Annotated in this window: 17 protein-coding genes; all 17 read right to left on the bottom strand. The window is 52.6% G+C overall.

Features of this window, described 5'->3' with window-relative positions; all coding sequences use genetic code 11:
• Positions 1-155: 155 nt before the first annotated feature.
• On the bottom strand, positions 156-350 hold the full coding sequence (locus CHH67_RS00955) for a YfhD family protein (RefSeq protein WP_095263103.1): 195 nt from the start codon (positions 348-350) through the stop codon (positions 156-158).
• Positions 351-415: 65 nt separating this feature from the next.
• Entirely contained in the window at positions 416-787 is a 372-nt protein-coding gene (locus CHH67_RS00950; RefSeq protein ID WP_155617435.1) for a hypothetical protein, read from the bottom strand.
• Positions 788-1,051: 264 nt separating this feature from the next.
• Positions 1,052-2,011, bottom strand: a complete 960-nt coding sequence (locus tag CHH67_RS00945; protein ID WP_095263101.1) for an ArsR/SmtB family transcription factor — start codon at positions 2,009-2,011, stop codon at positions 1,052-1,054.
• A complete protein-coding gene (locus CHH67_RS00940) occupies positions 1,998-2,216 on the bottom strand; it encodes a hypothetical protein (protein WP_095263100.1) in 219 nt (72 codons plus the stop codon). The genes CHH67_RS00945 and CHH67_RS00940 overlap by 14 nt, the downstream gene beginning before the upstream one ends.
• 19 nt (positions 2,217-2,235) lie before the next feature.
• Positions 2,236-3,633, bottom strand: coding sequence for a family 43 glycosylhydrolase (locus tag CHH67_RS00935; RefSeq protein ID WP_095263210.1), 1,398 nt, complete (start codon positions 3,631-3,633; stop codon positions 2,236-2,238).
• A 60-nt stretch (positions 3,634-3,693) separates the two neighbouring features.
• Entirely contained in the window at positions 3,694-5,475 is a 1,782-nt protein-coding gene (locus tag CHH67_RS00930; protein WP_095263099.1) for a glycoside hydrolase family 2 protein, read from the bottom strand.
• A gap of 39 nt (positions 5,476-5,514) precedes the next feature.
• Positions 5,515-6,447, bottom strand: coding sequence for a carbohydrate ABC transporter permease (locus CHH67_RS00925; protein WP_095263098.1), 933 nt, complete (start codon positions 6,445-6,447; stop codon positions 5,515-5,517).
• 15 nt (positions 6,448-6,462) lie between these two features.
• Positions 6,463-7,434 (bottom strand): ABC transporter permease, encoded by a 972-nt coding sequence (locus CHH67_RS00920; protein ID WP_095263097.1) that lies wholly within the window; start codon positions 7,432-7,434, stop codon positions 6,463-6,465.
• A gap of 31 nt (positions 7,435-7,465) precedes the next feature.
• The gene (locus tag CHH67_RS00915; protein ID WP_095263096.1) at positions 7,466-9,199 is read right to left on the bottom strand and encodes an extracellular solute-binding protein; all 1,734 of its coding nucleotides are present in this window, start codon (positions 9,197-9,199) and stop codon (positions 7,466-7,468) included.
• Between the two features lie 306 nt (positions 9,200-9,505).
• Positions 9,506-10,456, bottom strand: coding sequence for a glycoside hydrolase family 43 protein (locus tag CHH67_RS00910; RefSeq protein WP_095263095.1), 951 nt, complete (start codon positions 10,454-10,456; stop codon positions 9,506-9,508).
• Between the two features lie 372 nt (positions 10,457-10,828).
• Positions 10,829-11,947, bottom strand: coding sequence for a molecular chaperone DnaJ (gene dnaJ, locus CHH67_RS00905; protein WP_095263094.1), 1,119 nt, complete (start codon positions 11,945-11,947; stop codon positions 10,829-10,831).
• A gap of 97 nt (positions 11,948-12,044) precedes the next feature.
• Positions 12,045-13,886 (bottom strand): molecular chaperone DnaK, encoded by a 1,842-nt coding sequence (gene dnaK, locus CHH67_RS00900; RefSeq protein ID WP_095263093.1) that lies wholly within the window; start codon positions 13,884-13,886, stop codon positions 12,045-12,047.
• 87 nt (positions 13,887-13,973) lie between these two features.
• Positions 13,974-14,609, bottom strand: coding sequence for a nucleotide exchange factor GrpE (grpE, locus tag CHH67_RS00895; RefSeq protein ID WP_425320423.1), 636 nt, complete (start codon positions 14,607-14,609; stop codon positions 13,974-13,976).
• A 52-nt stretch (positions 14,610-14,661) separates the two neighbouring features.
• Positions 14,662-16,212, bottom strand: a complete 1,551-nt coding sequence (locus CHH67_RS00890; RefSeq protein ID WP_095263092.1) for a TCP-1/cpn60 chaperonin family protein — start codon at positions 16,210-16,212, stop codon at positions 14,662-14,664.
• A gap of 13 nt (positions 16,213-16,225) precedes the next feature.
• Positions 16,226-17,257, bottom strand: a complete 1,032-nt coding sequence (gene hrcA / locus CHH67_RS00885; RefSeq protein ID WP_095263091.1) for a heat-inducible transcriptional repressor HrcA — start codon at positions 17,255-17,257, stop codon at positions 16,226-16,228.
• Between the two features lie 107 nt (positions 17,258-17,364).
• Positions 17,365-17,826, bottom strand: a complete 462-nt coding sequence (locus CHH67_RS00880) for an N-acetyltransferase (RefSeq protein WP_095263090.1) — start codon at positions 17,824-17,826, stop codon at positions 17,365-17,367.
• Between the two features lie 78 nt (positions 17,827-17,904).
• Positions 17,905-19,071: a radical SAM family heme chaperone HemW gene (gene hemW, locus CHH67_RS00875; protein ID WP_095263089.1), complete on the bottom strand. Its 1,167-nt coding sequence runs from the start codon at positions 19,069-19,071 to the stop codon at positions 17,905-17,907.
• Between the last annotated feature and the right edge of the window lie 79 nt (positions 19,072-19,150).

Here is a 19,150-nt window from a genome sequence, read left to right as displayed (position 1 = left end):
TGTACATAGCTTCTATTGTACTATATAGTGGACCTTTGACACAAAAGGAATCAAACCTATTTTCACTCGGCCAAAATACAAAAAAGCCCCTCTTACCGAGATCCATTCCGGGCAAGAGGGCTTCGTTCCTGATAGCGCATGTTGCACCGGGCCATTCATTGGCCCTGCTGATCCTTCAAAATCTCTCTCAGCTGCCGTTTGTCAGCCGCCTCGCTGCGACGAAGCGCCTCCGCATCATCGGCGTCCGCCTCGGCTGCTGCAAATTCTACATCCTCGTTCTGCACCGTTTCACGGGCAAGCAGCTTTTCGGTTTTGCTAAGAATTTTACCTTTCTTTACTCTTCGCATCATAAGTATATGACTCCTTTCTTGATCCATAACTCTAGCGGCTAACATCAAGGCTTAGCCCGCCCTGTCTATACCATCCCGCCAGACTGCTCAATGATGTTCATAGCCCGGTCAAACACGCTTTCGTCCAGCACGACAGTCAGCAGAATGTCGCGGCCCTCAAGTCCGTCCTGCCGCCCATCGCTCATCCCGCTGGCCGATGGATCTGCGGCGCCAAGAATGCCTGCCGAACGGTTCGACAACGCGGCATTCTGGGTCATCGAGGTCAGACTGTCAATATCCCCGGTCAGGGGGTGCATCGTATCATTCAATTCGCCGCCCGGATACGCGCTGAAGCGGTCGATGGACATGTCAGCCACCCGCAGCGCCTCCAGCTTTCGGGCGACGAGCTGGGCTTGCTCCGGACTTTTGAAGTAAGCAAGAATGTTCTTCTCTGCCATTTCTTTCACCTGCAATTCTTCTGTTCAATTTTCGTGGCGGATTCTGTATGTTCGGGTGGAACGATCCTAGGTTGCTTCAATGTCCGCCGTTTTATTCCGCTCGTTGTGCCAGGCGCTTCTTGCGGAACTGTGTGCACGGCCAGTCGTCGATTGGACACGTCAAAAAGCCCGGTGCAAGAACTTATGTCCCTGCACCGGGCCATTGCCGGAATGCTGTGCCTATTCACAGAGTAAAGGATCGGCGACTTTGCCTGCCATGTCGCATCATCCCGAGAACGGAACCGATTGCGCTTCCTGATCCAATGTATACTTCACTTGCATCACGATGTTCTGCTCATGGTCGCCGAACTGACGGCCAAACAGATTCAGCCCTCCCTGGTGAACGGCATCCGGCTTGATGCCGATGCGCAGCCGTAATTTCGGGCTCTCCGTGAGCCCGAGCTCACTCAGTTTCACATCGGATACCTTCTCCATGTCCAGCGTTGTTTTCTCATGATCCACACGCCATCTTTTCAGAAGACCATATTGCGTAGCCCAGTCATACCACCAGTTCGGATTCAGCCTCCCGCGGCGGTCTCCGAAATCCCCGGGACTTGTCCACATGCCGATCTCGATGCCGTTCACCCAGACCGATATGTTCGACGGCCAGTTATGATCATAGTTCGGCGCCTCAGAGCACATCTCCATCGACAGCTCCAGCGACTCGATACGCGCCCCGGCCGGAATGTCCATCGGCAGCAGGTATTCCAGATAACCCTTGCGCAGCCAAATAATCTGGGCATTGACATGCTTCGGATGATAGAAGCTTGCCGGCTCATCTTCCTTGATAATATAACCTTCCGTATTGGCCATTCCGCAGGTCGGATGCACCTCACAGTCACTGTAATGCCCGATGGGCATCTCCACCTCATAGACATGGGCTACCCCTTTAGGCATGGATGTTCTTAAATTCAAGGCAATATGAATGTCGTCATAATTCCGGCTGCACACTTTCATTGCCCCACGGGATGCAGGAAGCAGTTCAGTTTGTATGAGTTCAGCGGCCTCCAGCACTTTCACGTTGCTGGCTACAGTCGAAACGGGAAGCTTGAGCTCCTCGGCAATCTCCATAATATTTAAATTTTTGGAGTTCAGAAGCCGAAGAATATCCACGCGGGAACGCGTCGATAAGGCATGAGCCACCGTTACAAGCTTCTCCGGGTCGTTAATATTAAGTTCCAGCACGAATTTGCTCCCCTTTTATGTTAATCGTTACCTTCATCTTACTTGGTAATGAATCGAAAAACAATCCAGCCGGAAAGGCTTCCACTCGTGCGCTGCTTAGGGGTTGCCGCCTGACAAAGAGCACGCCGCGGAAGGAAAAGGGCTCCCGGAAATCCGGGAGCCCCTCAGCATTCAGCTTGTATTGCACGGGCAGCGGCGGCATCATCCGCCGCTCCCTCTTCCCTTTAATTCGCCGGTTTGATGTCAAAGAAATCAATCTCTCCGTAGCCTTCGCCTTTAGTAAACCGGATCGTGTTCTCACCGGCATTCAGATGAATCCGGGCAGTGGACAGGGTCCAATTCTCCCAGCCTTTATTCGTAATATGGAATTGGCTTGAAGGCCCGCCATTGACGCTGAGAAGAAGATGCGACCAGCCTCCGCCGGCGGTTCCATTTGCCGTTCTGGCCAGAAGAATGTATTCGCCTGCACTCGGCACATGCACCGTATACTGTGCAAAGCTGTCCGCTGTGTCGATATAACCGGCTTTGGCTCCCCCGGATCCGTTCGGGCTTGCCGCCGCGCGCGCAGTACCGCCAAAGACGCCTTCCTCTCCCTCATAACGGATGTGCGGCGCCTCGCCGGAAGGCAGCGCTATCGGCACATTCGGATTGACAGGCACACCGAGATTTGGCGTGTTGTCGGCGTTCCAGCTGAATTTTTGCATCCGGATTTCCCGATTCCACCCGGCATTGTCGTACTTGGCCGTGTGGTATAACATCCAGTCCTCAGTGCCGTCCGGCGATTTCGTGAACGAATGATGGCCCGGTCCGAACAGTCCGTTCCCAGATCTGAATATCGGCTGGCTGCGCTTGGTCCAGGATGCCGGATTCAGCAAATCACTGGACGTGCTCGCTGTGATCAGCCCCAGGCAGTAGTCATTCGTCCAGCTGCCGCTGGCGGAATACACCAGGTTGATGACCCCGTTTCGAATGATCACCTGTGGCCCTTCATTCACATGCGGGGAATGGTTGGTTTCCCAGCTGTAGGTTGGCCTTGCAATTTCGACACGATGCGAGCCAATCGTCCAAGGATTGCTCATCCGCGCGATATACAGATTCTGCCGGACATCCGTATCACCTTCCCAGCCAGACCATATGAAATACAGCTGTCCGCCTACCTCCAGCACGGTGCCGTCGATCGCCCATTTATTGGTCGGATCGGTAATCTGGCCTTTATACTGCCATGTGCCCTGCGTTGGATCTGGCGACGTGTTCTCCATCACGTACATGCGATGATTGACATTGTCCCCGTCATCCTTCGCATAATAGATGTACCAGGCGCCATGGATATAATGCAGCTCCGGGGCCCATATATTGCAGCATCCGGTTTCTACAACGGTGGTTGGCGCCGCATCTACCGTTGTCAAATTCCGTGATTTCCAGATCGTCACGTTGCCGCCGGTCGTCTTCGTGAAATAATAGTAGCCGTCCGTGTGCTTGTAAACCCACGGATCTGCACCATCCTGCATGATCACGTTATAGAAATTATGCTGCTGAGTTGCAGCATGCGCAGTCGGTCCGATCGGAAAAATAAGAAGCAGGCATACCGTGATCAGCAGTGTATTCCGGTAACTCGTCTTCATCATTCATTCACGTTCCTTTCGGATTAAATATTAGAACCAGAGCTGGCTGTGACAGGCATATTATCGTCCCATCATGATGCTGCGAATCGCTTCAAGCGGCGCCTTCGGCTCCCTGTCATAGGTCAGCAGACCGTTGATTTCCTGTTCCACATCCGTCAGCTGTGTATAGCAATACCCTTGGATAACCGGGGATGAGAACATCGGATCCACGACCGCCTTCAGACGAATCAGGAAATCCTCCTCGTTCTCCGCGCCGGAATATCCCCAGCCATCCCACTCACTCTTCTTGAAGGCGATGCCGCCAAACTCCGATACAAGAATCGGCTGCCCTTGGTAGGAAGCGCCTCCGACAAAAATTCTGCGGTTGGCCGGCATCGCCTCGACGGCTGATTCCGCCGTTTGGTAGCGCTGCTCCAGCACCTCCTGGCGGCTCTCATAATCATGGATCGTGACCAGATCGGTCGTCATATGCTCCCAGCCGTCGTTATACACGACAGGTCTTGTATCATCAAGGGATTTCGTTAAATGATACATCGCCAGCCCGTGCTGCTGCTGACGCACATCAATCTGCACGTTCGGCACGCCCCAGCTCTCATTGAGCGGAACCCAAGTCACGATGGACGGATGATTGTAATCGCGCTCCACAATTTCCTGCCACTCTCTGGTGAAGCGGCGGACATATTCCTCGGAATACTCATACGCATTGGCGGCCTCGCCCCAGACCAGCAGACCCAGCCGATCACACCAGTACAGGAATCTCGGATCCTCTGTCTTCTGATGCTTTCTGACGCCGTTAAAGCCCATTTCCTTCGTTAATTCAACATCCCGCTTCAGCGCTTCATCTGTCGGGGCAGTCAGAATGCCTTCAGGGAAATATCCCTGATCGAGCACCAGACGCTGGAAGTATGGGCGGTTATTCAGGCACAGCTTTCCGTCCTCGATGGACACTTTGCGCATGCCAAAATAACTTTGGACCTCATCCACAACCTCCCCGTCCTGAATGAGACGGAATTCGACATCATACAGATTCGGATGTTCAGGGCTCCACAGCCGGCCCTGGCCGTGATCGGTGAAATCGCCAAGCCCAATGGCCCGCAGCTGCTCGCTGCTCCGCAGCGAATATTGATCTTCCGCAATCCGGTCATTCCCGAAGGTTACGGTAACCTGCACTTTCAAATCTCCGGATGCCGGATACCCCTCAACGAACGTCCGGATGCGAATTTCATTCCGGTCAATGTCCGGAGTGATCATCACTTTGCGCAGATGAGCAGGGGACACCGGCTCGAGCCACACGCTTTGCCATATGCCGGTCGTACGGGTATAGAAGATGGACTCGGACTTCTCACGCCAGTACTGCTTGCCCCGAGGCAATGTGACATCGCGGCTGAAATCCTCCGCCCGCACAACGACCGTATTGCCATCTTCCCGAAGTAAGCTCGTAATGTCAGCCTGGAATGGGGTGTGTCCCCCTTCATGCACCGCTGCCAGCTGACCGTTCACCCAGACCTTGGCGATATAGTCTACCGCCCCGAAATGAAGGATGATGCGCTTGTTCTTCCAATCTGCCGGGACTTCGAACGATCTGCGGTACCAGACGACATCATGAAAGGAAGGATCCCCGATGCCGCTCAGCTTGCTTTGGAAAGCAAAGGGCACATTGATTTTGTGCGAAAAAGGGACGCGCTTCTCCGTTTGGTACCAATATTCCTTCTCCCCGACACCAGCATCGTCAAATTGAAATTCCCACTCTCCGTTCAGGCACTGCCATGCCTTGCGGACGAATTGGGGGCGCGGATATTCCGCACGCGGGTACACGGTATGGTTTGCTTCTGTATTTTTCAAGATGTTCACTCCTAAACATATGGTTAATTTTTTTATATATCAGCCTTTGATGGAACCAACGTATACGCCCTTCACAAAATATTTCTGAAGGAAAGGATAGACCATTAAGATCGGAGCCGTCGATACCACGATCGCGCAGTACTTAACCAGCTCCCGGAACGCATTCGAGCTTTGGGCGCTGTTGATAACGACGCCGCCTGCGCTTCCCATCGTCGTGGCCGTGGAGTCATTCGCAACCAGAATTTCCTTCATTAACAGCTGCAGCGGGAACAGTTCCCGGTCTTTGAGCAGCACCATGGCGTTAAACCAGGAGTTCCAGTTGCCCACCATGTAATACAGGAAAATGACGGCCAGCGTTGCTCTTGACAGCGGTATGATGACATGCACCAATATTTTCGCCTGACCAGCGCCATCCATAACCGCCGCTTCCTCCAGCTCTCGCGGAATGGCTTGGAATGCTGTTCGCAGGATGATGATGTTCCACGTATTCAAGGCCGTTGGCAAAATCATGGCCCAGAGATTGTTGTACAGCCCGATGTCTTTCATCAGCAGGAACCAAGGAATAAGACCCCCGCCAAAAAACATCGTAATTGTAATGAAAACCATGATGTAATTTTTGAAATAGAGATCACGCCGGGACAATACGTAAGCGCCGAGAATGGTCATCACCATGTTGACCAGCGTTCCGAGTCCGACATAGATAATCGTATTTTTGTAACCGTTCAACAGGCTGTTGTCTTTAAATACCAGCTTATAGCCATCAAGCGTAAAGCCCAGCGGTTTGAACAGCGCGCCTTTATGGGCGATCAATGAGACCGGATCGCTGACCGAGGCAAACAAAATGTGCAAAATCGGATAAAAACAGACCAGTGTTAAAGCCGCTAACAGCGCATAGTTCGTAAAGTCGAATACTCTGTCTCCGATCGACTTACGCTTCCAGCTTCCTCTTGCCTTGAGCTGCTTGTTATTCATGGCTTTCCCTCTTTCTTACCATAAGCTGACTTCCGATCTGCGCTTGACGATGTAGTTCGTCAGCCAGAGCAGACCGAAGTTGACGACAGAGCTGACCAGGCCTACCGCAGCGGAATAGCTGAGACTGGCCTCTCGCAAGCCTCGCCTGTATACATAGGAGGCGATAACATCCGCCGTCTCATACGTAAGCGGGTTGTATAGCAGAATGATCTTTTCATAGCCGGATGCCATCAATCCGCCGACCGCAAAAATAAACAGAATAATAATGACCGGGCTGATCTGTGGCAGCGTAATGTGCCACATTTTCTTCACTCTGCCGATGCCGTCCATGTCTGCCGCCTCGTACAAGGCGGGATCAACGGAGCTCATCGCCGCCAGGTAAATGATGCTGTCCCAGCCGATGCTCTGCCAGATGCCGGAGAACGTATAAATCGGCCGGAAGAAGGAGGCATATCCGAGCAGTGACGAGTAGTCTTTTCCCGTAATGGCCTGCAGAATCTGGGTGATGATCCCTTCATCCGCGGTAAAAATGTGAATGATCCCGCACACGACCACCAAGGAAATAAAGTGTGGCATATAGGTAATCGTCTGAACGGTTCTTTTGAATTTCGAGGACTTGACTTCGTTGAGCATCAGCGCCAAGATAATCGGTGCGGTGAAGCCGAAAGCAATGGCCCACACATTCAGCATCAGCGTATTCTTAACGACCCTCCAGAAATATGGCCCCTCGAAAAAGTCAATAAAATGTTTAAAGCCTACCCACTCACTCGCCCCGAATCCAAGCAGCGGCTTGAAATCCTTGAAGGCGATCATGACCCCCCACATCGGGCCGTAACAGAAGACCAGGAACCATGCAATCACGGGGAGCGCCATCAAATAAACGAACCAGTTCTTTTTCAGGTCCTTCTGGATCAGCAGCTTCGTATTTTTCGGTTGTGACTCCGTGTGGGGCTGGTTCATCTTCCTGTTTCTCCGAATGATCTCCATCTTCTAACCACCCGTTCTTAAGTAATCGAAGCTATCTTTGGTTATACCGATCCAGCGCCGCTTGATGGATGCTTAGAAACTCGTCAAGCCCCATGTTCTGCGCTTCTTTCAGGAACTGATCATAAGCATCTACCGGCAATTCTCCCATGATGATCTTCGCAAAATATTCCCCGCGCAGCGTCGACAGCTGATTGCCCAGTGCAGCTTCGCGTGAAGCTTCTTCTTTCGTGAACGTTAGCGGCGGCACCGCCATGCTCGTATCCATATTCTCTGTCCAGTATTTGCGAATATCGCCCGAATAGCTTCCTTTGGCCACAATCAGCGGGTTGGAATGATGCTCATCGCGGATGTTCGGCCAGCTGTGCCAGCGGTATTTCCAGATCGTCACGGCTACCGGCTGACCATCAGGGTCGTTGTAGATGTGACTGTCCTCATGGAAATATGGCATGCCATTCTCATCCACCAGGTGAACGGTGCCGTATTCTCCGAAGTTAATGATTTCCCAGCCCTTCTTGCTGTAATTGAAATCCAGCCATGCCATAGCGGCTTCGATGTTGTCGCACTGGGTCGTAATGGCTGCTTCCGTTCCGGTACGCATGAAGTTTTTATACGTTGTGGCGGACTTGTCTCCCGCGTTCAACACCGGGTTCAGTGCCCCCACAAAGTCGATGTCGTTCTGTTCCTTCCAGAAGCTCCACATCGTATCTGGCGAATCCATAATCACCGCGGTATCATCGGAGATCGCGCTCGCCATCCGCTGGTTGAAGTCAGCTGTTGCCCAGTCGCGGTTCAGCAATCCTTCCTGATTCCATTTCTGCATGGTGGCCAGATATTCTTTCGCTTTCGGCTGTGCCGGCCCCCAGGCCACCTTGCCGTTCTCATCCAGGAACGTCCAGTCCCATACCCCAAATGCGCCGTTAATAATGCCTGTAAAAATCTGACCGTAGGACGAGCCGTAATTCAGCGGCGAGTTGTATCCAACTTCCTTCGCTTTTTTCAGGAATGTGTACCATTCGTCGATGGTGTTTGGCACATCAAGACCGGTTTTGTCCAGCGCCTCCTGCTTGATCAGCATGCCGAACCACGTCCATTCGGAGTATGGAGCAATGCCGTAGAAGCCCAGCAATCTGCCGTCGTCGGTCACCGTTGTTTTTCTTCTCATTTCATCCGAATTACGCCATGCGGTGTAGTTCGGTGCATGCTCTTCCATCAAGTCGGTCAAGTCGATGTAAGCTCCGTCGTTCACGCCAGCCTCAAGCCCTCCCGGATAGCGCCCCGGTTCGATGATGATATCCGGCAGATCACCGGAAGATATCATAAGCGTAAAAGCGTCTGCTTCCTGCCCGACCGGCGGTGTAATGAAGTTGACTTTAATGCCTGTCAGCTTCTCAATTTGTGCCTGCACCGCATGATTGTTCATATCCGGCACGTTGGAGTTGGCCGGCATCCATACATCCAGCACGACCTCTTCTTCAAACGGATAAGCCGAATAATCGCTTGGAATGACGGTATCGTATAAATCACCGAGATAGCTGTCATTGAGCGTGCTGTTCACTTCGTCAATCTGCTCTTGGGTCGGTGAGGTGTTGCCGCGGATGTCCGCGCTTATATCCGTAAATTCAACCTGATTTCTTTCCCGGGGTGCGGTTTCTTCTTTCGCCTCGGGCTCGTTGTTTGCACCTTGGCCGCTGCATGCGGTTACCGTCCAGATGAGCAGCAAAGCGGTCAACAGCATAGGAATCATTCGTTTCGGAATCGTTTTCATCTTAATCCTCCCTATTGATAATTACAGAAGCCTGTTACTCATGACACGTCCAATCTGCTTCCTCTATATGCTCCCCCCTCGGTACCGAAATGCTCATTACATCTCATGAATACCCTTGTTTAATACAATAATTTTGTATTTTAACCGAAGTATAAGTTTATATAATTCTTTTGTCAACGCTTTCATTCATACTTTATGTAATAAATTTTGATAAAAAAAGACTTATCTACAACAAAACTGTAGATAAGTCATCTATAATTCAAACACTTTGGATTTTCTGACAAATATTAGGGGATGACCCTCACTTCACTCGCCAGAGGGCACCGGCTGCGCGGCTCCATCGCTGGCAGGCACACCGAAATCAGGCGTGCCATCCGGCTTCCAGCCGAATTTCTGGATGCGGGTAGAACGTAAAGACACCTTGGCATCCGGGGCGGGAAGCGCATGATACACGATCCAGTCCTCCGTGCCATCCGGAGACTGGGTAAAGCTGTTGTGCCCTGTTGCATAGATGCGGTTCTCCGGGCTTTTGCGAAAGACCGGCTCCATCGATTTATTCCAGGAATTCGGGTTCATTGGATCGCCCCCTTCATTCATCGTCAGCATGCCCAGCGCATAATCCTCCGACCATGTGGTACTGGCTGAATAGATCAGGAAAATACGGCCGTTTCGATGAAGAATAGCCGGACCTTCGTTAATCGCCATACCCCCCTGCTTTTCCCATTCCAGTGTCGGAGCCGTGAGCAAGACATGCTCCCCTGTCAATGTCCACGGGTTCGACATGCGGGATATGTAAATGGCCGAGCCATAGTCTGGAAAATGGCCGTATCCCGCGTATAAGAAATACAGCTGATCCCGCAGCTTCATGACGGTTCCATCGAGACCAGGACGCGTCTCTAATGCACCCTTCCATGTCCATTCCCCTTCCAGCGGATCCGCCGAGGTGTTCTCCAGCACACAGATCCGGCGGGACTCGTCTCCTCCCCCGTCGTTGGCCGTGTAGTAGATATACCACGTTCCCTCCAGATGATGAATTTCCGGTGCCCACAGGTTGTGGCTGTACGGCCCTTCGAGCTCCGGCGTCCAGATCGTTTTCTTCTCTCCGTCAGCGAGCCGGCTCAAACGGGCGGATTTCGTCAATTCCAGACGTCCGCCCACCGTGTGCATGAAATAATAGAAGCCGTCGGTATGTCTCCATACCCAAGGATCTGCCGCGGGTTCAACGATCGGATTATAAAATGTTGCGCCATGTACCATTCTTGTTCCCTCTCCTTCATCTCGCGAATGCGGTCTGTACGCCGCATCTCGCGCATCAAATGATTTCCCCTTCACAGCCCTTCCCGTGAATAGTTGGAAAGCGCTTACTAAAAGGGGCACCGCTCTGTCGTTTCGGAAATGCATCGTCAAGCAAGTCCATATTAAGGGGAAATCCCCTGCTTTGTCGAGTAAACCTAACACTTTGATAAATGCATTTTTTTAAACCGGAGAGGCTGGGACCAAGCAATGGCAGCCTTCCTATAGAGCCAGAAATTCAGCCATAAAGGCTTGGAATTACGTATAAAAAGACCCCGATTTCACTTCATCGCAAAGTAAATCGGGGTCTTCCTTACCTATGTCATTCTCCGCGTGTCATTCTCCGCGGAATGCTTTTTTCACACGGTCAAAAAAGGATGAATCCTGCCCATGTCCCGAATCGCCTTCCAGTGAGGAGAACTGGCGGAGCAGATCCTTCTGTTCATCGCTCAGCTTAGTAGGGGTTACAACGACCACCCGCACATGCTGATCGCCCTGGCCCATCCCGCGAAGTTTCGGCACCCCTTTGCCTTTCAGGCGGAAGAACGTGCCGGTCTGAGTTCCTGCCGGAATTTTCAGCTTCACTTTTTCGGTCAGTGTTGGAATTTCTATCTCATCGCCAAGCGCCGCCTGTGCAAAGGTCAGCGGAACCTCGCAATAGATGTCGTCCCCTTCCCTTTCGAAGAACTCATGCGGCTTGACGCGAATGACAATGTACAGGTCACCTGCCGGGCCGCCGCGCAATCCGCCTTCGCCTTCACCGCTCATGCGCAGCTGTGCTCCGTCATCAACGCCTGCCGGAATCCGCACATGGATTTTCCGCTGCTTTTTCACCTTGCCACTGCCGTGACAGGTGCCGCAGCGGTCTTTGATGATTTTTCCCGAACCTTGACAGTTCGAGCAACTACGACGATTGACCATCCGGCCAAACGGCGTATTCTGTACCACTTCCTGCTGACCGCTGCCGTGGCAGACGGAGCAGGTTTGCGGCTTGGTGCCCGGTTTCGCGCCGGAGCCATGACAAGTATCGCAAGTCTCCGTTCTCGGGATGGTGATGTCAGTCTCCTTCCCGAATACGGCCTCCTTAAACTCCACGGTCATCGTATACTGCAGGTCATTCCCCCGCTGAGGCGCATTCGGATCCCGGCGGCCGCCGCCGCCAAAGAACATATCAAAGATATCTCCAAAACCGCCAAAGTCGCCGGAGAAACCGCCGCCGCCCATACCCTGGTTCGGATCGATGTGCCCATATTGATCATAGCGCGCACGCTGCTGGCTGTCGCTCAGCACATCGTATGCCTCTTTCACTTCCTTGAATTTGGCCTCGGCATCAGCCGCTTTGTTCACGTCGGGATGATACTGTCTTGCCATCTTGCGGTACGCCTTCTTGATCTCATCCTCGGAAGCGTTCTTGCTGACACCAAGCACTTCATAATAATCACGCTTTTCAGCCACGGTTTCACCTCCATTTCACACAATCTGCTCGCATGACACAAGGAAAGTCAAAGTGCGAAGATGCGCAGCTTTGACCTTCCCATACAATCTATTCAGATTAACCTTTGTTTTTATCTTCGTCAACCACTTCGTAGTCAGCGTCCACCACGTTGTCCTTGTTCTGAGCTGCGCCTTCGCCGCCTGCTTCTTCCCCTTGCTGGGCTTGAGCAGCCTGCTCATACAGCTTGACGGACAGCTGCTGCACGATTTGCGTCAGCTCTTCGGTAGCCGCTTTGATCTCCTCAAGGTTGTCGGATTCCAGTGATTTCTTCACTTTTTCCTTCGCTTCGTTTGCTTTATCCACTTCGGAAGCATCTACCTTGTCGCCAAGATCCTTGATTGTTTTCTCTGTTTGATATACGAGCTGGTCGGCATTGTTGCGAACTTCAACAAGCTCTTTGCGCTTGCGGTCTTCTTCGGCATGAAGCTCCGCATCCTTCATCATTTTCTCCACTTCTTCCTCGCTCAGGCCGCTGGAAGAGGTGATGGTGATTTTTTGGCTCTTGCCCGTACCTTTATCGGTAGCCGATACGTTCACGATCCCGTTCGCATCGATATCAAACGTAACTTCAATTTGCGGCACGCCGCGCGGTGCTGGAGGAATGTCTCCAAGCATGAAGCGTCCCAGCGTTTTGTTGTCCGCCGCCATCGAACGCTCGCCCTGCAGCACGTGAATCTCTACGCTTGGCTGATTGTCCGCATAAGTGGAGAAGATTTGAGATTTGCTTGTCGGAATCGTTGTATTGCGCTCGATCATTTTCGTAAATACGCCGCCTGCGGTTTCAATACCGAGTGACAGCGGAGTTACGTCAAGGAGTACCACGTCTTTAACGTCGCCAGTCAAGACGCCAGCCTGTACCGCTGCACCGAGTGCTACAACTTCGTCAGGGTTTACGCCTTTGTGAGGCTCTTGACCTGTCAGCTTCTTGATCGCTTCCTGAACGGCAGGAATACGAGTGGAGCCGCCGACAAGAACGACCTTGTTGATGTCGCTAGGCGTCAATCCTGCATCACTCAGCGCCTGACGAGTTGGCCCCAGCGTGCGCTCTACCAGATCCGCAGACAGCTCTTCGAATTTCGCGCGAGTCAGGTTCACCTCAAGGTGCTGAGGCACGCCGTCAACCACCGTGATGAACGGCAGGGAGATCGTTGTTGTCAGTACGCCGGACAGCTCTTTTTTCGCTTTCTCAGCTGCATCCTTCAGACGCTGAACCGCCGCTTTGTCCTTGCTCAGATCGATGCCATGATCCTTCTTGAACTCAGCTACCAGATAGTCGATGATCACTTGGTCGAAGTCGTCGCCGCCGAGCTGGTTGTCACCGCTTGTCGCTTTTACTTCGAAGAATCCGTCGCCAAGCTCCAGAATTGATACGTCGAAAGTACCGCCGCCAAGGTCATAAACGAGGATCGTCTGATCGTCGGATTTCTCCATGCCGTATGCCAGAGCCGCTGCTGTTGGCTCGTTGACGATACGCAGCACTTCAAGTCCTGCGATTTTACCCGCATCCTTGGTTGCTTGACGCTGGCTGTCGTTAAAATATGCCGGAACAGTAATAACCGCCTGGGTTACTGGCTGGCCCAGATACGCCTCGGCATCCGCCTTCAGTTTTTGCAGAATGATCGCAGAAATCTCTTGCGGCGTATACTCTTTTCCGTCGATCACTTCCTTGTGGTTCGTCCCCATATGACGCTTGATGGAGATGATGGTGCGGTCGGGATTCGTGATCGCCTGACGTTTAGCCGTATCACCGACGATACGCTCGCCGTCTTTTTTGAAGCCGACAACCGACGGGGTTGTACGGGCGCCTTCCGGATTCGGGATTACGACGGCCTCGCCGCCTTCCATTACCGCTACGCAAGAGTTTGTTGTACCTAAGTCAATACCGATTACTTTACTCATGGGAAAAATTCCTCCTTCATTAGTCAACGAAGCTTAATATGTGTTTCTCATAACCTTTATTTAAATAAAACGGCTGGCGAGGTACGATTACATGCTCACCTTAACCATAGCCGGTCTAAGCACTTTATCTTTCAGCATATAGCCCTTCTGGACTTCCTCCACCACGATGCCTTCCTCATGCTCGTCGCTTTCCACTTGCATGATTGCCTGGTGGAACTCGGGGTTAAACGGCTGGCCTACGCTGTTCATCGCCGTCAAGCCCTCGGCTGCCAGAATTTGCTCCATTTGCCGGAAGATCATGTTGACCCCTTTCGAGAATGACTCGAACTCCGGATTGTCTCCGGAAGCCTGCAATGCACGCTCGAAGTTGTCGATCACCGGGAGCAGCTCCTGAATGAGCTTGGAAGAAGCATATTTGGCCAGCTCCTCCTTCTCCTTCTGCGTGCGTCTGCGGAAGTTGTCAAAGTCAGCCTGTGCGCGAAGCGCACGCTGCTGCGTCTCGGAAAGCTCGTTTTGCAGCCGTTCAATTTCCTCCTGCGCCGCATTATTCCCTGCTGTTTCGGTTGCCTCCGAATCCGCGGCTGGCTCCTGCTCCGATTGCGGAGCGCTTGAAGCCTCTGCAGCCTCGCTATTCTCTACCGTCTCGGGCGCTGTTTCTTTCATTTCCTCAGCATGTTCTGCTTGTACCGTATCTTGAACCGTTTCGTTGTTCTCCTTATTCAAGATGCGCTCACCTCCTTATAATGTAGCCGCTAATCTTGTGCGCTGCCCTGTCCTATATACCAGCAGAATCGCCCAAATCTTTCATCTTAATAACATGATGTATTCGCAGCACCGCCGCGGCAACTTCCCCTGCCGCCCGCAGTCCGTGAAGCTTCACCGGTGCCGGGTCTACAATGCCGGCCGTCTCATAATCAACGACGCTGCCGGAATCGCAGTCAATCCCCATGCTGTCCGAGCCCTCGTTAATCTGCGCTGCCCGCACCTCTTCCATCTTCTCAAGAGGGTTGTAGCCAGCGTTCAGCAGAATCTGCGACATCGGCTTGCGCAAAGCAGAAGAGATTGCTTCGAAGCCGAAAGCTTCCATCCCTTTCTGAGCCTCGCGTATTCGCTCCAGCTCATAGGAAACGGCAAGTTCGCTCGTTCCTCCTCCCGGCAGCACCCCGCCGGTAATCGCAGCCTGCAGTGCGGAAGCGGCATCCCCGGCTATTCTTGCGGCCTCTCCGACAACCTCGGAGGTGCTGGCGCCAACGATGACGGTGACGAGACGTTCGTCCGTTCCGCCGCATGCCAGGCGAACCCTCTCGATCCGTTCATCATAGGTCACCTTCGGCGTGCGGCCCATCAGCGATAACAACGGTTCCGCGTCTTTATGTAACGCCTTGCGGCGTCCGGCAACCGCACCGGTCATGTCACACACCTGGCGCAGCACAGCCCGTGATACGCGCGGCACAACCATAATCCCGTGATCGAGGCAGAACTGCTCCGCATCGGGATGAACACCCTTCTCAAGCAGAATCAGCTTCACCGACAGATCGGCCAGTTTGGCCAGATCGGAAGCAAACTGTTTGCGAAGATCCATATACTGCGCGAAGCCAGCTTCAGTGGTCAGCGCTTCTTCATCCATCTCGTCCGGCTCCAGCGCATCGAACAGCACCAGGACTCGGGCATCATGAAACTCCCGGGCCTCCCGGTTATAGATGGGCTTTTGCCGGAGAAGCAGTCCTTCAAACACCTCGTTCTCGGCATTTTCCAGCGCAACAATATGATCCGCAAGCGTATAGGCAGGGTCCTTCAGACGTGCAAGCCCTGCCTTGCTTGCGGCTTCCATGATCAGTTCCACAATATCGCGCCGTTCCCGGCCGGCTACATATACCGTGCGCTCCAGCAGCGGATCGTCCAGGCCATCAATATGACGGACCCGATCGCGAAGCAGCTGCAGCGCCGTAGCCACCCCCTGCCGCATGCCCTCCACCACTTTCGAGGCGGGAACGCCCTTCGTAATGCGGGAGACCCCTTCCTGCACCAATGCCCCTGCGAGCACGGTCGCTGTGGTGGTGCCGTCCCCGATCTTCTCCTGCTGAGCTCTGGCGACCTGAATCAGGAGACGAGCGGCGGGATGGGACACATCCATCTTGTCCAGAATCGTAACCCCGTCGTTCGTAATGATAACCTCGCCCCTCGGTCCGACCAGCATGACATCGAGCCCTTTAGGTCCCAGCGTTCCTTCGACAGCCGAGGTTACCGCCCGAACGGCATTGCTGTTATTCAGCAGCGTGGAGTATCGGTCATCACCGTCCACATGACCTTGTTGTCCTTGGCTCACCTGTCTCACTCCCTTATTTGTACCAGTGTGACAGCAGCTTCGTCAGATCATGGGACAGAATGTTCAAAATGCCGATCACCCGCGCATATTCCATGCGCGTCGGTCCCAATATCCCGATCGTGCCCAGCGCCTTGCCGTCAATCGAATAGGTTGCTGTAATCAGACTGCAGTTCGATATTGCTTCATGCGTGTTTTCCGTGCCAATCTTCACCTGAATGCCCTGCTCTCCAGGAGCCGGCGCCATCAATTTGGTCAGCAGCGGCGTCTGTTCCAGAAGCTCGAAAATATCCTTGACCTTCTCGACGTCCTTGAATTCAGGCTGGTTCAGCATATTGGTGGTGCCGCTAAGATAAACCCGATGATCCGGCTGATTGTCCAGCGCAATATCCAGCATGCTCATGATCTCCTCATAATGCTCGATATGGCGCTGCATCTCTTGACCAAGCTCTGTATACAGCCGGGTCTTCAATTTATAAAGAGGCACGTTGACCAATTTGCTGTTCAGGAGATTGACCACCCGCTCCAGATCGGAAACCGATACTCCTGGCGGAATCGATACGGTCTTGTTCTCTACTTGTCCTGTGCTGGTCACTATAATCGCTACAGCCTGATTCTCATGAAGAGGCAGCAGCTGGAAGTGACGCAAAGACGTATGAAAAACTTCTGGTCCAAGCAGGATGGAAGTATAGTTCGTCATTTGGGACAATATGCTGGCTGCATGCTGAATCATCTGTTCCATCGCGTTCAGCTTCTCCGCAAAAAACGTCTTCATCATATGCAGCTCCGCAGGATTCAAGGAAAACGACTGCGTAAGATGATCAACATAGTAGCGATATCCTTTATGCGACGGAATTCTTCCGGCGGACGTATGAGGCTGCTCCAGAAAACCAAGCTCCTCCAGATCGGCCATCTCGTTGCGAATGGTCGCCGGACTGAATCCTACATCCCCGCGTTTGGAAATACTTCTTGAGCCTACCGGCTCTGCCGAACGGATATAATCATCAACAATCGCATTTAATATCATGCGCTGACGGTCTGTTAACAAGTCGCTCCCCTCCTTGCTGACTGCTCATATTCACCTCGTTAGCACTCAACGTCATCGAGTGCTAACCGATATAACAAAAATACCAAACCGACCTGAGTATTGTCAAGTCAGTTCAGTACTTTAAGGACCGCTATTTCGTCACAGGCATGCTGCTTTTTGCAATGGATGCAATCCGTCCATACCTTTTCCGGAAAGATCTCCTTTTCAACGACAGCAAAGCCGTTTTTCACAAAAAATGAAACCTCATAGGTGAGCGCCATCACCTTCGGAATTTTCCGCCGCCGGGCTTCTATTACCAAAGCTTCCAGCAGCATCGAACCGATCCCTCTTCCCTTGTACCCTTCGTTGATGCCGAGCGAACGAATCTCGACCAGATCATGGCCTAGCTGACACAGCGAACCGCATCCGATAACATTCCCCTCTTCTTCCGCTACAACAAACTCCCCGATCTGTCTTTCCAATACCTTGCGGGACCGGGGCAGCATAATCCCCTTCTCCGCATAGCCCTGAATCATCTGAAACAGCGGCTCGATATCATCAGGTGTCGCCTTTCTGCAAACCGCCGACATGTTGAATTCCGTCTCCCCTTTACACGCTCCGTCATGTTATGAATAAATATACAACAGAGCGTATAGAAGTTCAATAGATTAATTTACGGACAGGCTGCCGATGAATTCCGCGAACACCTCGTTGCCGAATAGAACGCCCTTGCTGCTCAGCTTATAGCCCTCATCGGTCGACTCAAGCAGACCGCGTTGCGTCATTCTTCCGAGCGGCCCTGCAAACACATCGTCCAGTGAAGCATCGAACTGTTGCGCGAACCGGCTGCGCGAAATACCGTCAAGCACACGCAAGCCGACCATGACAAAGTCCTCCATCGCTTCCTCACGTGTAATTTCATAACTCTCCAGCCTTGGCAAGCCAGCTTGGGTCGCCTGAATATACGGGGTAACCCCCTTAATATTGATATGCCGCTTTCGCCCGATATAACCATGCGCCCCAGCGCCCAGCCCGTAATAGTCCTCATTGCGCCAGTAAGTCATATTATGCCGGCTTTCAAAGCCCGGTTTGGCAAAGTTGCTGATCTCATATTGTTTATAACCGGCCTCGCGCATCCGTTCCATTAACAGCAAATACATGTTCAGCTCATCCTCCTCATCGGGAAGCGGGAGCTGGTTTTTCTGGAACAGGGTATGGAACAGCGTGTTCTCCTCCACCTTCAAGCTGTAGATCGAATAATGCGGCAGTCCGAGCTTGAGCGCCTCGGTTACACTTTCGGACAGCATCTCCACCGTCTGGTTTGGCAGGCCAAACATCAGGTCGATCGAGATGTTGGAGAAGCCCGCGCTTCTCGCATTCTCCAGACTGCGATAGACGTCATCCGTATCGTGAATCCGTCCGATCCCGGTCAGCAGGCTGTTCTGGAAAGCCTGAACCCCGAAGCTGATCCGGTTGACGCCTCCCGCTCGCATGACGGACAGCTTCTCCAAATCGGTCGTGCCGGGATTCGCCTCCATCGAGAACTCGATATCCTCCGCCCAGTCCGGGAAATGCGTTTTAACACTTTGTAAAAAATACGCCATCTCATCCGGTTTCAGCACGGTAGGTGTACCGCCGCCTACAAAAATACTTTTGATCCTGCCCGGAGGATGCTCCTCCACCGTCAGCTCCATTTCCTTATCGAGCGCTCTCAGATAGTCCATTACGGGCTGATCTTTCAGCACATAGGAGTTGAAGTCACAGTAAAAACATTTATTCGTACAAAACGGAATATGGATATATACCGCTTCCGTCTGTTGATTCATGGATCGCATCCTTAAACCCTCCTTGCTGCCTCTATAACTTGCTATATTCATATATTAAATAAGAAGAAAGAAAGGAAAGCCGATACCG

Source organism: Paenibacillus campinasensis, from assembly GCF_002272015.1.
In the GTDB taxonomy this organism is placed as follows: Bacteria; Bacillota; Bacilli; order Paenibacillales; family Paenibacillaceae; genus Paenibacillus_AQ; species Paenibacillus_AQ campinasensis.
The sequence above is the reverse complement of the archived record's forward strand: the minus strand, read 5'-3'. Positions and strand labels throughout refer to the sequence as shown.